A 14,493-nucleotide genomic window follows, 5' to 3' on the forward strand; every position below is an offset into this window, starting at 1 on the left:
TTCTCCTCTGAAGGGGACCTCCATGACACTCCCCCTGCGGGACTTCTCCCCCGGCGCCGCACCGCTGCCGGAACCGGTTCCGTCCCCCGCCCGCCGACGCCCCCGTCGTGTGGTCGCCCTCGCCGCCGTGTCCGTGCTCGCGGCCGGACTGCTCGGCGTCGTGGTCGGCGGCGGCGGCACCGCCGCCGCCGGCACCGTCGGCGCGGGCAGCTACACCGAGACGCTGCCGCCCGGCGCCGTGCTGCCCAAGGGCTGCGGCACCGTCAGCACCAACCCGCGGATCTTCGCCACCGCGGACGCCCCGGCCGGCGCGATCCCCACCAACGACTGGTGGTCGTCGCTGATCTGGAAGCGCAACAACTGCGGCGGCAGCGAGAACCTCCAGGCCCACCCGCTGGCGTTCAAGGCCGAGAACAACGGGCTCGGGCTGTCGTACACCACCACGCCGGCGATCAGCGGCACCGCCACCGGGGTCGGCGAATTCCACTACCCGTACACCGAGGACGTCCGGGTCGGGGTGGCCGGCCTCGCCGCGCCGGTGGTCAAGGCCGCCGACTGGACCGACTGGACGGTCACCGCCGACTGGAGCGACGGCAACCGGAGCATGCGGGCCACCATCGGCCACGGGCTGCCGTTCAGCTACTACTCCGTCACCGGCGGCGGCGCCGCGCAACTCACCGCCACCGCGACGCCGACGGTCTGGCGCAACTCAGGCGCCACCATCGGCTTCACCGTCAACGGCCACGACTACGTCGCGTACGCGCCGACCGGCGCGACCTGGACCGTCAACGGCGCCGGCATCAGCTCCACGCTCGCCGGCAAGGGCTACTTCTCCGTGGCCGTGCTGCCCGGCGGCGCGGACAAGGCCGCCCTCGCCGACGAGTACGGCAGGTACGCCCACGCGCACGTCACCGGCACCCGGATGAGCTACGCGTACGACCAGTCCGCCGGCACGGTGCGCACCACGTACGCGTTCACCACCACGCCCCGCGAGGGCACCGAGACGAAGACGGTGGTGGCGCTCTACCCGCACCAGTGGCGCAGCCTCACCGGCGCCACCCCGATCACCGGCACGTACGTCTCCGCCCGCGGCGCCATGCGGGTGCTGGTCGGGGTGCCGTCCTTCACCACCTCGATGCGCTACACCGGCGTGCTGCCGGAGGTGCCGGCGGTGGGTGACGCGACGGGCGCGGACCTGACCACCGTCACCAACTACCTCAACGCCGAACTGGCCAACCCGGAGGGGATCAGCGGGCGGGACACCTACTGGGCCGGCAAGGGCCTCGGCCGGGCCGCCCGGATCGCCGAGATCGCCGACCAGCTCGGCCTCACCGCCGTGCGCGACGCGGCGGTGACCGCCATGAAGGCGCGGCTGACCAACTGGCTCACCGCGAGCTCCGGCGAGACCGGCCAGCTGTTCTACTACGACCGCAACTGGGGCACGCTCATCGGCTACCCCGCCTCGTACGGCTCCGACGAGGACCTCAACGACCACCACTTCCACTACGGCTACTTCGTCGCCGCCGCGGCCACCGTCGCCAAGTTCGACCCCGGCTGGGCCGACGACACCCGCTACGGCGGCATGGTGGACCTGCTCATCCGCGACGCCAACAACTACGACCGCGCCGACAACCGCTTCCCCTACCTGCGGGACTTCGACATCTACGCCGGCCACGACTGGGCCTCCGGCCTGGCGCCGTTCTTCGCCGGCAACAACCAGGAGTCCTCCTCGGAGGGCATGAACTTCGCCAACGCGCTCATCCAGTGGGGCCAGGCCACCGGGAACACCGCCGTCCGCGACGCCGGCGTCTACCTGTGGACCACCCAGTCGGCGGCCATCGCCGAGTACTGGTTCGACGTGCACGACGAGAACTTCCCGGCCGCCTTCGGCCACAAGACCGTCGGCATGGTGTGGGGCGACGGCGGCGCGTACGCCACCTGGTTCTCCTCGGCCCCGGAGATGATCCAGGGCATCAACATGCTGCCGATCACCGGCGGTCACCTCTACCTCGGCGACCACCCGGAGTACGTCAAGGCCAACTACGCGGAGCTGCTCGCCAACAAGAACGGCCCGCCGACGGTGTGGCAGGACATCATCTGGGAGTTCCTGGCCCTCGGCGACGGCGAGCAGGCGTTGCGCAACTTCCGGGCCAACAGCACCTTCGCCAGCGAGGAGGGCGAGAGCAAGGCGCACACGTTCCACTGGATCCGCAACCTCGCCGCGCTCGGCACGGTGGACACCTCGGTCACCGCGAACCACCCGCTGGCGAAGGTGTTCCGCACGGGCACCGAGCGCACGTACGTGGCGTCGAACATCACCGCGACGCCGCTGACCGTCACGTTCTCCGACGGCACCACACTGGCGGTGCCGGCCGGAAAGACCGTCACCTCCGGGGCGTACACCTGGAGCGGGGGCAGCGCCACCGGCGGCGTGACGGTGCCCACCGGTCCGCCGACGACGTCGACGCCGACCCCGACGCCCAGCACCCCCACGCCGACGCCGACCACGCCCACCCCGACGCCGACCACGCCGAGCCCGACGCCGACCAGCCCGAGCCCGACCACCCCGCCGCCGGCGCTGGAGCCGACCCGCTACCTGGGCTCCGGCGGGGCGCTGGGCTCCGCCGCCGGACCGGCCGGCACGGTCACCGTGGCGGCGGCCAACGGCAACCACGACGGCGCGCCGGCCAACCCGCAGGTCTTCACCGCCACCGGGCTGACCGGCACGTACACCGGCGGGAACACCGCGTTCGACCTGGCCGTCGACGCGGGCACCGCGGTCGGCAACGGGGTCCAGGCCCGGGTCTCGTACGACCTCACCGGCGACGGCAGCTTCGACCGGGTGGAGACCTACCGGTACTACGCCACCGACCCGGTCACCGGTGTGGAGCACTACCGGCAGACGCAGGGCCTCACCTCGGCCACCGGCACGCTGGGCGACCTGTCCGACGGCACGGTCCGGATCGAGGTGTGGAACGCCATCGGCGCCGGGCCCACCACGCTCGGCATCGGTGACGCGTCCCGCCTGGTGCTGCCGTACGCCGGAAGCACCGCCACCACGACGCCGCCGGCGTCGGGCGGGTTCACCGCGGAACGTCACCTGGTCGGACCGGCCGCCCTGGCCGGCGCGGCCGGCGCGTCGGCCACGGTGACCGTCCCGGCGACGGGCGGGGAACCGCTGCGGTTCACCGCCTCCGGTCTGACCGCCCGCTACACCGGCGGGGCGACCCGGTTCGACCTGCTGCTGGACGCGGGCACGACGGTCGGCAACGGCACCCACGTGCGGGTCTCCTACGACCTGACCGGCGACGGCACCGCCGACCGGGTGGAGACGTACCAGTACTTCGCCACCGACCCGGTGCCCGGGTGGGAGCACTACACCCAGGAGCGGGGGCTGTACTCCGGCGTCGGGACGCTCGGCGACCTGGCCGGCGGCACGGTGACCGTGGAGGTGTGGAACGCCATCGGCGCCGGCGCCACCACACTCGGCACCGGGGACCGCTCGACGGTCACCCTGCCCTACACCGCCTGACCGGCTCCGGCGCCCCGGCCCTCACCGGCCGGGGCGCCGGCCTCACGGCCAGCGGGTGGCGGTCGCCGCGAACAGCTCCGGGTCGCTGGCCACCGGGATCACGCAGACCAGGTGACCGCCCGGCGCCCGCAGCACGTGGCAGTCCTGCCACCGGGAGACCGGGACGGCGCCCAACCCTCGCAACCGCTCGACCTCGGCCGGCACGTCGTCGGTCTCGATGTCGAGGTGGTGGCGGGGCGCGTCGTCCACCGCCTGCACGGCGGTGACCAGACCCGGCACCACGTCGGCCAGGCCGGTGAACTCGGGCTCGCTCGGGTCGGTGCGGACGTCGGCGCCGAGCGCGGCGGACCAGAACGCGGTGACCTCCCCCGCGGACTCCTGGGGCGCGTCGATGATCAGGGCGTACAGCCGGGATCGATGCATCGCCCGAGACTAGTACGGCAGCCGCCGTTCGGGTGTCGCGGCGGATCAGCGGGCTGTGTCGGCCGCCGCGCACGGCCGACACCACCTCTGCCGCCCGCACTGGCCAACGCCCGTGCGGTCGCGATCCCGGTCGCGGGAAAGGGTCGAAGGTGTCTCGTCACTCGACGTCGATCACGATTTTGCCGGTACCGGTGCCGCTCTCCACGATGGCATGGGCGTCGGTCACCGTGGCGAGGGTGAACCGCCGTGGATCGACGAGCGGCCGCAACGCTCCCCGGTCGACCAGGACGGCCGCGTCGCGCAGAATCTCGCCGTGGTGCTCCCGTCCCTGGCCGGTCAGCATCGGAAGCAGGGCGAAGACTCCGGAGTAGCTGGCCCCACGGAACGACAGCGGCGCGAGGCTGTGCGTACCCCACCCCAGAACGCTGACGACATGGCCGGTGTAGGTGCGTACCGCGGTGAAGGACTGGTCCAGGCCAGCGCCGCCGACGGTGTCGAGGACCACGTCGAAGCCCTCGCCGCCGGTGTACTCGGTGACATAGTCCTCGACCGCCGTGCTCGTGTAGTCGATCGGAGTCGCCCCGAGCCGAGCGATGGTCTCCACGCTTCGGGGCGATCCGGTGGCGAAGACCTCAGCGCCGCGGGCGCGGGCGAGCTGGACGGCGATCCGCCCGACGCCGCCGGCGCCGCCGTGCACCAGTACCTGCTGGCCCGCCGTCACCCGCGCCCGGTCCACCAGCCCTTCCCAGGCGGTGATGACGGCCAGCGGCAGAGCCGCCGCCTCGCGCAAGCTCAGCGACTCCGGTTTTCGGGCGAGCAACCGAGCGTCCACGGCGACGTACTCGGCGAGCGACCCTTGAAGATCACCCACGCCACCGGTCAGCCCGTACACTTCGTCGCCGGGGTCGAAGCCGGTGACCCCCGGGCCGACCCCCGCCACGACACCGGCCAGGTCCAGGCCGAGTACGGCCGGCGGCTGTATCCGGGCGTGGGCGGCCTTTCCCGCTCGGATCTTGGTGTCCAGCGGGTTGACACCACTCGCCGCGACCCGGACCAGTACCTGTCCGGGACCGGTACCGGCTTCTCGATCTCCATGAGGACCAGCGGGGCGCCGAACTCCTTGAGCACTACCGCGCGCATGTTGTCACCTCTCCTTCAGTTGCTCCCTGATGGGGTTCCGCCGACAGGCCGAGCCGGGTACGCACGACCAGCACCGACTTGCCCGGGACGTCTGCCACCGGAGTGCGATCCCGGTCCGGCGCCGTGCCGACCAGCTTGCCGGCGAACTCACCACTCGATGACCAGCCGGCCCCGGACGCCGCCGGCCGCCAGGAGCCGATGGGCCTGCGCCGCGTGCTGAGGCGGGAAAGTGTCCGCGACCCGGAGGCTGAGCCGTCCTTCGTCGGCGAGCCGGCGCAGCAGGTCGAGCTTGTCGAGTCGCCCGTCGTAATCGTGCACGTAGGCGTAGACGAGGGTCACGCCGCGCGTCGCGGCCGCCCGTTCGAACGCCGCCTGGTCCGGCCCGCCGCGTACGTATGCCAGGGTGCCGCCACGGCGGATGGCCGACAGCAACGGGGCGCCGATGACAGCGGCGTCGACGACGGCGTCGACGCCGTCGGCGGTGAGCGCGCGGAAGCGATCGGCGACCCCCGGCCCGCGGTCGACGATGTGGTCGGCGCCCAACGACGCGACGAGGTCGGCGTCCTGCCGGGCGGCGTCGGCCAGCACTCGGTGTCCGGCCGCCTTTGCCAGTTGTACGGCGTAGCCGCCGACCGCCCCGGCCGCGCCGGTGACGGCGACGGTGCTGTCCGGACTCAGGCGTAGCTGGTCGAGGGCGTGCGAGGCGGTCAGCCCGTTCGTCGGGAGCGTGGCGGCCTCGGCGTGACTCGCCCCGGCCGGCGCCGGGACGACCTCAAGCGCTGCCGAGATCAGCTCGAAGTGCTGGGTGACCTGCACCGCGACGACCACCACATCGACCTGCGGGTCGGCGAGCAGCCGGCGGTGGTCGTCGTATCCGGGCACTCCGTACCTGGCCGCCGCAGCCTCCGCCGAGCTGCGACGGGACGTGCTGACCGCACGCAGTTCGAACGCCGGCGACGCCGCGATCACCGGAATATGCGAGATCGACGCCCACGCGCCCGGCCCAATAATCCCTACGCCTGTCGGTTTCATCCCTATCCTCGAAGAGCTATCTTGGTTGTCTGTTCCAGAATTGATGACGACAAAGGACCCGGAACAGCCCGGGGCCCGCTCAATCCAGGCAACTCAGCGCGACCTCGGCGGACCGCATCAGCGCGGCCCGGTCGGGGTTGATCCCGCCCATCACCCGCAACCCCTGCAGGCTCGTCACCAGAAAGGTGGCAAGGTCGGAGGCGCTGCGGCCGGTGGGGATCTGACCGCGCAACTGTCCCTCGGCGAGCACATCGAAGAGGGCGGCCTCCAACGACCGGGTCGTCGACCCGAGCCGCTCGGCGACCCGCGGGTCGTCGCGGATCGGCTCGACCGTAGCGCCGACAATCAGGCATGCCAGGTGTTTCCCGTCCCGGGAGATCTCATCCACCGCGCCGACGAAGACCTCGCGGATCACCTCCCGCGCGTCGCTGCCGGAACGCAGCATGGCGATCAGCGGCGTCGCGTACCGCTGCCGGTAGAGGTCGAGCGCAGCCAGGTACAACCCTTCCTTGCTACCGAAGGCGGCATAGATCGAGCCGCTGCCCAAGCCGGTCGCCTCGGTCAGGTCGCGGATCGAGGTGCCCTCGTAGCCCTTGCGCCGAAACGCCTCCATGGCCGCAGCCACCGCTGCGTCAAAGTCGAACTCCCGGGTACGAGCCATGCACCCACCGTACGGGTAACTGGAACGATCGCCAAAGAATTGTGGCTCCGCCCACCCTTGGCAGCGGTAGCCGCGCTGCTCGCAGACCTGGCCCGCCCGCTCTGAACCGCCCGTCGAGGCCCGGGCCGGGAAGCCGTCAGGCCGGGAGCCGCGCGCGCAGCCAGGCCGGGTCGGGGTTCACCACGACCTGGTCCGGCAGCACCACCGTCGGGACGGTCTCGTCACCGCCGGTGACCGCCCGGACCGCCGCCGCTGCCTCCGGATCGCGCCAGATGTCCACCCAGTGCGCCCGCCCGGCGTGCCGGCCCAGTCGCAGGCGCAACCGGAGGCAGTAGGTGCAGCCGGGACGCCAGTAGACGATCGGGCGGCCGTCGCGCGCGCTGCGCCGGCGCGCCTCGGCCGCGCTCAGCGACCGGGGGAAGGCCAGCGGCGAGAAGAGCACCGCCAGGAGGGCGAAGCCCGCGAAGCCCAGCACGGACGGCACCGCGCCGTCCTGGGCGACGCCCACCAGCACGCCGACGACGAGCATCAGCCCGGCGAGCCACCAACTGCGCCCCATCAGGCGGTCACCTCGGCCAGCAGCTCCAGCAGGTGCCGGTACGGCTGCCCGGTGGCCCGGGCCAGGCCGATCTCGCAGGTGCGGTTCACCGAGGCGTACCCGTCGAAGGGGCGCGCGGTGACGGCGGCGGCCTCGGCGCGGGTGGCCGACGCGGTCAGCTCGGGGTGCAGCAGCCCTCGGTCGCCGGCGAAGCCGCAGCACTGCCAGCCGTCCGGGACCACCACCTCGTCGGCGACCGCGCGGGCCACCGTGAGCAGTGCGTCGTCCAGGCCGAGCCGGGTGGACGAGCAGGTCGGGTGCAGCGCGAGCGAGCCGAGCCGCCGGCGCACGGTCAGTCGCGGCAGCAGCGCGGCGGCGGTGTAGGCGACGGCGTCGACGACCCGCAGGTCCCCGGCGTCGGCGAGCAGCCGCTCGAAGCCCTCGGTGCAGGAGGCGGCGTCGCTGACCACCGGCAGCTCCCCGTCGCGGCTGGCCGCGCGCAGCACCGGCGGGACCCGGTCGCGCACCGCGCGGTAGCCGTCGGTGAGGCCCTTGGACGACCAGGGGGTGCCGCAGCAGAGGTCGCCGATGCCGTCCGGCACGAGCAGGCGGACGCCGGCCCGCTCGGCGAGCGTGAGCAGCGCGGCGGCCACGCCGACGCCGCCCTCGGCGGGGGCGAACAGCGTGCCGAGGCAGGACGGCACGAAGACGGCGTCCGGGTCGTCCGCCGGGTGGGCCTGGCGGGGCGCACCGCCGCGCGGCAGGTCCCGCCGCCACTGCGGCACCCGGTCGGTGCCGAGCACGGCGCGGGCCGCCCGGGTGGCCGCCTCGGGCAGCGCGGGCGGTAGCGCGCCGGCCAGATCCAGCCCTCGGGCCATGCCCCGGGTGGTGGCGTCCCAGCGTCGGGCCGCGCCCCGCCAGCCGGCGCGCGTGGCCCGCCCGTGTTCCTCGGCGCGCAGCCGCTTGACCAGGTCACCGGTGTTGATCAGGACCGGGCAGGCGGTGGCGCACATGCCGTCCACGGCGCAGGTCTGCACCGCGTCGTAGTCGTAGGCGTCGGTCAGCTCCCGGGCCAGCGCCCGGTCGCCGGCGGCCTCGGCGGCGGCGATCTCGCGGCGCAGCACGATCCGCTGCCGGGGCGTGGTGGTGAGGTCGCGGCTGGGGCAGACCGGCTCGCAGTAGCCGCACTCGACGCACCGGTCCACCTCCTCCTCCACCGTCGGCACGGTCTTCAGGTGCCGCAGGTGGATCTCCGGGTCGTCGCTGAGCAGCACGCCGGGGTTGAGCACGCCGTCCGGGTCGCAGAGCGTCTTCACCTGCCGCATCACGTCGTACAGCTCGTCGCCGAACTGGCGGCGCACGTAGGGGGCCATCACCCGGCCGGTGCCGTGCTCGGCCTTCAGCGTGCCGCCGTGGCCGAGCACCAGGTCGACCATCTCCTCGGTGAAGTCGGCGTAGCGGGTGGGCGCCGCGCCGTCGGCGAACCGCTCGTTGAGCATGAAGTGCAGGTTGCCGTCCTTGGCGTGGCCGAAGATCACGCTGTCGGCGTAGCGGTGCCGGTCGAACAGCTCGGCCAACGCGGCGCAGGTGCCCGCGAGGGCCTCGACCGGCACGGCGACGTCCTCCAGCAGCGCGGTGGTGCCGGACGGGCGGGCGCCGGCCACCGCGGCGTAGAGACCCTTGCGGATGTGCCAGAGCGCGGCGCGGGCGGCCGGCTCGCCGCTGAGCCGGGCCGGTGCGGTCAGCGGCAGGCCGGCCAGCACCGGCTCGGCGGCGGCGACCCGGCCGGCCAGCGCGTCCGGGTCGGACTCCTGCCACTCGACCAGCAGCGCGGCGTGCCCGCGCACGGCCAGGCCGCGCAGCGCGGCGTCCGCCTTCGGGTCCCGCTGGGCGACCCGCAGGGCGGCGGCGTCGAGCAGCTCGACCGCCGCCGGCCCGGCGGCCACCAGCTCCGGCATGGCGGCCGTCGCCGCGCCGAGGGAGTCGAAGACCAGCAGGCCGGTCGCGGCGTGCCGGTGCACCGGCACGGTGCGGAACGTGGCCGACGCGACGAACGCGAGCGTGCCCTCGCTGCCGACCACCAGCCGGGTGAGCAGGTCGACCGGGTCGTCGTGGTCGAGGAACGCGTTCACGCCGTACCCCATGGTGTTCTTCATGGCGTACTGGGCGCGGACCCGGCGCACCGAGTCGGGGTTGCCGCGCACCCGGTCGCGCAGCCGCAGCAGCCCGGCGTGCAGGTCCGGCTCGGCGGCGCGCAGCCGGGCGTCGGCGTCCGGGGCGCCGGAGTCCAGCACGGTGCCGCTGGGCAGCACCAGCACCAGCGACTCCAGCGTCCGGTAGGTGTTGAACTCGGTGCCGCAGGTCATGCCGCTGGAGTTGTTGGCGACCACGCCGCCGACGGTGCACGCGGACTCGCTGGCCGGGTCCGGGCCGAGCTTGCGGCCGTACGGCGCGAGGCGCGCGTTGACCTGCCGCAGCACCACGCCGGGCTGCACCCGGACCCGCCGCCCGTCGTCGAGCACGGTCAGGTCGCGGAAGTGCCGGCGGACGTCGACCAGCAGCCGGTCGGTGACCGCCTGGCCGCTGAGGCTGGTGCCGCCGGAGCGGAAGGTCAGCGGGACGCCACCGCGACGGCTCTGCGTGAGCAGCGCGGCGACCTGGCCGGCGTCGGTCGGAGTGACCACCGCGCCGGGGTGCAGCAGGTAGTGCGACGCGTCGTGGGCCAGCCGCAGCCGGTCCGCCGCCCGCGTCGCCACGCCGCCGGGCACCACCGACTCCAGCCCGGCCCGGACCTGCGCGCTCAGCTCCATGATCACCGCACCTCCCCCGCCCACCCTAGTCACCGGTGGCGTCAGCCCGGTCCGGACGGCCGGGCTCAGCCGGCGTCGAGCCGCGCCAGCACCCGCCGCTGGAACGCGCGGGCCGCCGCGCCGGACGGGGGTGGGCCGCCCCGGCGGGCGGCGACGCAGGCCCGGATCAGCGCCGCGTCCGGGTCGTCGACCGCCACCCGCAGGCCGGCGTCGACCTTGCCCAGCCAGACGCCGTCGCGGCAACGCACCAGCGCGCGGCAGGCCCCGAGCACCGCGTCCTCGGCACCCGGCGCGGGCGCGTCCCCGGGCGGCGTGGGCAGCGCCAGCCACCAGCGCAGCGCGTCCACCAGCAGCGCCCGCAGCGTGGCCGGCGCCGGGTCGGCGAACACCTCGGCGGCGGGCGGGCCGAGCAGGGCCAGGCCGGACTGGCGCAGGATGCTGCGGTCGAGCGCGTACCAGAACCGCCCATCGGCGGCGGGCCGGTCGGCCGGGTCGTAGGTGGCCCGGAACGGCATGGTGGCGCCGGTGTTCAGCTCCACCTCGAAGCCGGGCTCCGGGGTGCCGGACGCGGCCACGTCGCGGCGGTAGACGACCAGCTCCAGGCCGCGCGCCGGGCAGGGCAGCGCCTCGTGCCGCAGCCGGTCCACCAGCGCCCGCCGGGCGGCCCCGGCCGGCGACGCGGCGACCAGCAGCGCCACGTCCACGTCGCTGCGGCCCGGCTGGTAGGCGCCCAACCCGACCGAACCGGCCGCGTACGCCCCGACCAGGTCGTCGCCGAGCACGTCCCGGGAGCGCCGCACCAGGTCGGCCAGGTAGTCGCGTACGTCGTCGCGCATGCCCGCATCCTGCCCGGCGGGTCCGGCCCGGCGCCGGCCGGGTCAGTCCGCCGGATCGGGGCAGCAGACCGTCAACCCGCCCGGGACCACCGTGACCTTCAGCCGTTTCGCCGTGCCCCGCGCGCCGCCGTCCAGCTCGTACGTCTTCGGCGCGGCGAACCGGACCCGTATCTTGCGGCCCCGGGTGATCCGCACGAACGGTGAGTCGTCGGAGCGGCCGGTGGCCATCCGGCCCAACGTGCGCGCCCAGTCCACCGCGCCGCTGGCGGTGGCGACGCCGACCTCGAGCACCCCGTCGTCGGGCCGGGCGTCGTCGAAGGCCGGGATGCCGCCGGTGATGGTGCCGACGTTACCGAACAGCACGCAGCTCGCCTCGCCGTCGAACCAGTCCGCGCCGTCGACCCGGATCCGGGTGCGGACGCACTCGCCGCGCACGTGCCGCAACGCGGTCCAGACGTACGCGACCCGGCCGAACCGGCCCTTGAGCTTGCGGTCGGCGTCGCGGATCAGGTCGCCGTCGAAGCCGGCGCCGGCCATCACCGCGAAGTGCTCCCCGTTGAGCCGGCCCAGGTCCAGCCGGCGCCGCCGGCCGTGCAGCGCGATGCGCACCGCCTCCGGCAGGTCGGCGGGGATGCCGAGGTTGGCGGCGAAGAGGTTGGCGGTGCCGGCGGGCAGGATGCCCATCGGCACACCGGTGCCGGCCAGCGTGTCGGCGCACCGCTGCACCATGCCGTCCCCGCCCCAGACCAGCACCAGGTCGGCGCCCTCGTCGAGCGCCGCGCGGACCCGCTTCGGGGCCTTGCGGCTCTTCGGCACCTCGTGCCAGATCAGCCGGCCGACGCCGGCGGTGGCCAGCCGGGCGCGCAGCTCGTCGAGGCCGCCGCCGAACGTCTTCTTCCGGTGGGCGACGACCGCCACCACGCCGGTGGGGGCGGCCACGGTGTCGGTGTCGGCGCGGTCCGCCGTGCTCGTACTCATGCCGACGGTGGTACCCGGACGGCGCGCGCGCCACGCCTACCCGCGAGGGGCCGCCGCCACACCGGTCGACGCCCGTCGGCCGGTGCCGTCGGCGCAGCTCGGTTAGCCTGCGAGCCGGGCAGGGACACGATTCGGCCGATCAGTTCGGAGGCGTCGCGTGCGGCACAACGGAGAGGTCCGGGGACCTGGCGGCGCCACACCGGCCCGGCCGAGACGCCGACGACGGCGGGTGGCGGTCTTCCTGGCGATCTGCACGTTGCTGGCCGGATGCGGCCTGGTCGCCGGCGGTTACTACTTCGACAGCGTCCCCACGCCCACCGACCTGAAGCTGCCGGAGTCGACCACCGTCTTCTACGCCGACGGCCGCACGCCGATGGCGAAGCTCGGTGCGCAGAACCGCACCATCGTCCCGTACGACGAGATGAACGACTCGGCCAAGCAGGCCATCGTGGCGGCCGAGGACCGCACGTTCTGGACCAACCAGGGCATCGACGTCAAGGGCGTGCTCCGGGCGGCCTGGGCCAACGTCACCGGCGGGCAGCGGCAGGGCGCGTCCACGCTCACCCAGCAGTACGCGCGGGTCGCCGCGGACCTGCGGGGGGTGACCTACTCGCGGAAGCTGCGCGAGGCGGTGATCGCCTGGAAGCTCGACGACACCTACAGCAAGGAGGAGATCCTCGGCTTCTACCTGAACACGGTGCCGTTCGGGCGGGGCGCGTACGGGATCGAGGCGGCCGCGCAGACGTTCTTCGGCAAGACCGTGCGCCGGGACGCGCCAGCGGCGCAGCAGCTCACCCAGGCCGAGGCGATGGTGTTGTGCGCGATGGTGAAGCAGCCGGAGGCGGACCCGGCCGATCCGCAGGGCGCGCCGGGCTACGACCCGGCCCGCAACGCGACCGCGAAGCAGAACTCGATCGACCGGTGGAACTACATCCGGGACGGCATGGTCAAGCTCGGCTACCTCACGCCGCGGCAGGCGGCGGATCTCGCGTACCCGGACACGGTCCGCCCGGTCGACCCGGACGCCGGCCGGTCCGACCTGGACCGACCGACCGGCCTGGTGGTCAACCACGTGCTGGCCGAGCTGCGGCGGACGGAGCCGTTCCGGGGCAAGCCGGACGAGGTGATCCGCGACGGCGGCTACCGGATCGTCACCACCGTGGACAAGCGGGTGCAGGACGCGGCCGAGGCGGCGGCGGACATCCGCCGGGACAGCGCGCCGGAGGCGGTGCGGGGGCAGCCGAAGAACTGGCAGGCGGCGCTGGTGGCGGTGGAGCCGGGCACCGGACGGGTGCTCGGCTACTACGGCGGCGACCGGGGCTCCGGCGCCGACTACGCGGGCTGGTACTACGACGAGAAGGGCCAGGCGCGCGGCTTCGGGCAGCACCCGCCGGGTTCCTCGTTCAAGGTCTACGACCTGGCCGCCGCGGTGCGGGACGGCATCTCGGTGAAGCAGCGGTTCGACTCGCCGGACACCAAGGAGTTCCCCGCCTCGGGTCGCACCCGGGGCAGCGCGGCCGGGCCGATCCGCAACGCCGAGCACGCGCCCTGCCAGCCGGACTGCGCGCTCTGGGAGGCCACCGTCGCCTCGCTGAACGTCACCTACTTCGAGCTGACCGAGAAGCTCGGCACCGCCCGGGTGATCGACATGGCCCGGCGGGCCGGCGTCGAGTCGATGTGGGAGACCGTACGCGGCAACCCGCAGCCGCAGCGCGTCGACCTGCGCGGCGACCCGGCCGACCAGGTGGCGAAGCGGTTCTCCACCGAGGTCGGCATCGGCCAGTACGGCATCACGGTGCAGGACCACGCCAACGGGATGGCCACGTTCGCCGCCGGCGGCAAGCGGGCCGACGCCCACTTCGTCCGCTCGGTGACCAAGGGCGACGAGGAGGTGTGGACCGAACAGCTGCGCCAGACCGACCTCGGCCTGGACCGGGAGGCGATCGACCAGCTCGACTGGACGTTACGTCGGGTCCGGGCGGCCCGGCTGGACAACGGGTGGGACTCCGCCGGCAAGACCGGCACCTGGCAGGCGGGGCAGAGCACCACGCAGAACGTGCACACCTGGATGGTCGGCTGGACCGGCGCGTTGGCCTCGGCCGTCTGGCTGGGCACCACCGACGGCAAGCCGTTGCGGACCCGGGGCGGCAGCTACGAGGTGTACGGCTCGACCGGGGCCGCGCCGATCTGGCGGCAGTTCATGTCCCGGGCCACCGAGGCGATGAAGCTCGACCCGGACCGGTACCGGTTCCGGGAGCCGAGCTTCCCGGGGGACGCTCCGGAGCCCTCCCCGTCGAGCCCGGCCCCGACCACCTCCGCGCCGAGCCCGTCGGCGCCGGCGACGCCCCGCCCGACGATGTCGAGTCCGAGCCCGCGCCCGACCGGCCGACCGACCGCGCGTCCCACGCCGTCGCCGTCGCCGCCCCCGTCGCCGACCGGATCGCCGACGCGCAGCCGGGGGCCGCGCTGACCCGCCGGGGACGATCGAACCTATGTGCGCCATCCGCACACCACGGCAAAAGCCGCATGACGTCTCCGCATCC

The 14,493-nt window shown here is 74.1% G+C and carries 10 protein-coding genes; 2 read left to right on the forward strand and 8 right to left on the reverse strand.

What is annotated here, in order from left to right:
* Window positions 1-22: 22 nt before the first annotated feature.
* Window positions 23-3,532 (forward strand): glycosyl hydrolase, encoded by a 3,510-nt coding sequence (locus O7600_RS04685; RefSeq protein WP_281592460.1) that lies wholly within the window; start codon window positions 23-25, stop codon window positions 3,530-3,532.
* A gap of 42 nt (window positions 3,533-3,574) precedes the next feature.
* Here O7600_RS04685 and O7600_RS04690 read toward each other — a convergent pair whose 3' ends face one another.
* The 8 genes from O7600_RS04690 to O7600_RS04725 all read right to left on the reverse strand — a co-directional run bounded on the left by O7600_RS04690 (window position 3,575) and on the right by O7600_RS04725 (window position 11,950).
* Window positions 3,575-3,955: a VOC family protein gene (locus tag O7600_RS04690; protein WP_281592461.1), complete on the reverse strand. Its 381-nt coding sequence runs from the start codon at window positions 3,953-3,955 to the stop codon at window positions 3,575-3,577.
* Between the two features lie 157 nt (window positions 3,956-4,112).
* The gene (locus O7600_RS04695) at window positions 4,113-4,826 is read right to left on the reverse strand and encodes a zinc-binding dehydrogenase (RefSeq protein ID WP_281592462.1); all 714 of its coding nucleotides are present in this window, start codon (window positions 4,824-4,826) and stop codon (window positions 4,113-4,115) included.
* A 416-nt stretch (window positions 4,827-5,242) separates the two neighbouring features.
* Complete coding sequence (locus O7600_RS04700; protein WP_281592463.1) at window positions 5,243-6,127, reverse strand: zinc-binding dehydrogenase; 885 nt, start codon at window positions 6,125-6,127, stop codon at window positions 5,243-5,245.
* Between the two features lie 79 nt (window positions 6,128-6,206).
* Window positions 6,207-6,788, reverse strand: coding sequence for a TetR/AcrR family transcriptional regulator (locus O7600_RS04705; protein WP_281592464.1), 582 nt, complete (start codon window positions 6,786-6,788; stop codon window positions 6,207-6,209).
* A gap of 136 nt (window positions 6,789-6,924) precedes the next feature.
* A complete protein-coding gene (locus O7600_RS04710) occupies window positions 6,925-7,347 on the reverse strand; it encodes a glutaredoxin domain-containing protein (protein ID WP_281592465.1) in 423 nt (140 codons plus the stop codon).
* On the reverse strand, window positions 7,347-10,136 hold the full coding sequence (locus O7600_RS04715) for an FAD-binding and (Fe-S)-binding domain-containing protein (RefSeq protein ID WP_281594069.1): 2,790 nt from the start codon (window positions 10,134-10,136) through the stop codon (window positions 7,347-7,349). Before O7600_RS04715 ends, O7600_RS04710 begins: the two co-directional genes overlap by 1 nt.
* A gap of 65 nt (window positions 10,137-10,201) precedes the next feature.
* Window positions 10,202-10,972, reverse strand: a complete 771-nt coding sequence (locus O7600_RS04720) for a nucleotidyltransferase domain-containing protein (protein WP_281592466.1) — start codon at window positions 10,970-10,972, stop codon at window positions 10,202-10,204.
* Between the two features lie 42 nt (window positions 10,973-11,014).
* Window positions 11,015-11,950, reverse strand: a complete 936-nt coding sequence (locus O7600_RS04725) for a diacylglycerol kinase family protein (protein WP_281592467.1) — start codon at window positions 11,948-11,950, stop codon at window positions 11,015-11,017.
* 229 nt (window positions 11,951-12,179) lie between these two features.
* Between O7600_RS04725 and O7600_RS04730 the strand changes: the two genes are divergently transcribed.
* Entirely contained in the window at window positions 12,180-14,420 is a 2,241-nt protein-coding gene (locus O7600_RS04730) for a transglycosylase domain-containing protein (RefSeq protein WP_281592468.1), read from the forward strand.
* The last annotated feature ends 73 nt before the right edge of the window (window positions 14,421-14,493 follow it).

This window comes from Micromonospora sp. WMMA1998 (assembly GCF_027497375.1).
GTDB lineage: Bacteria > Actinomycetota > Actinomycetes > Mycobacteriales > Micromonosporaceae > Micromonospora > Micromonospora sediminicola.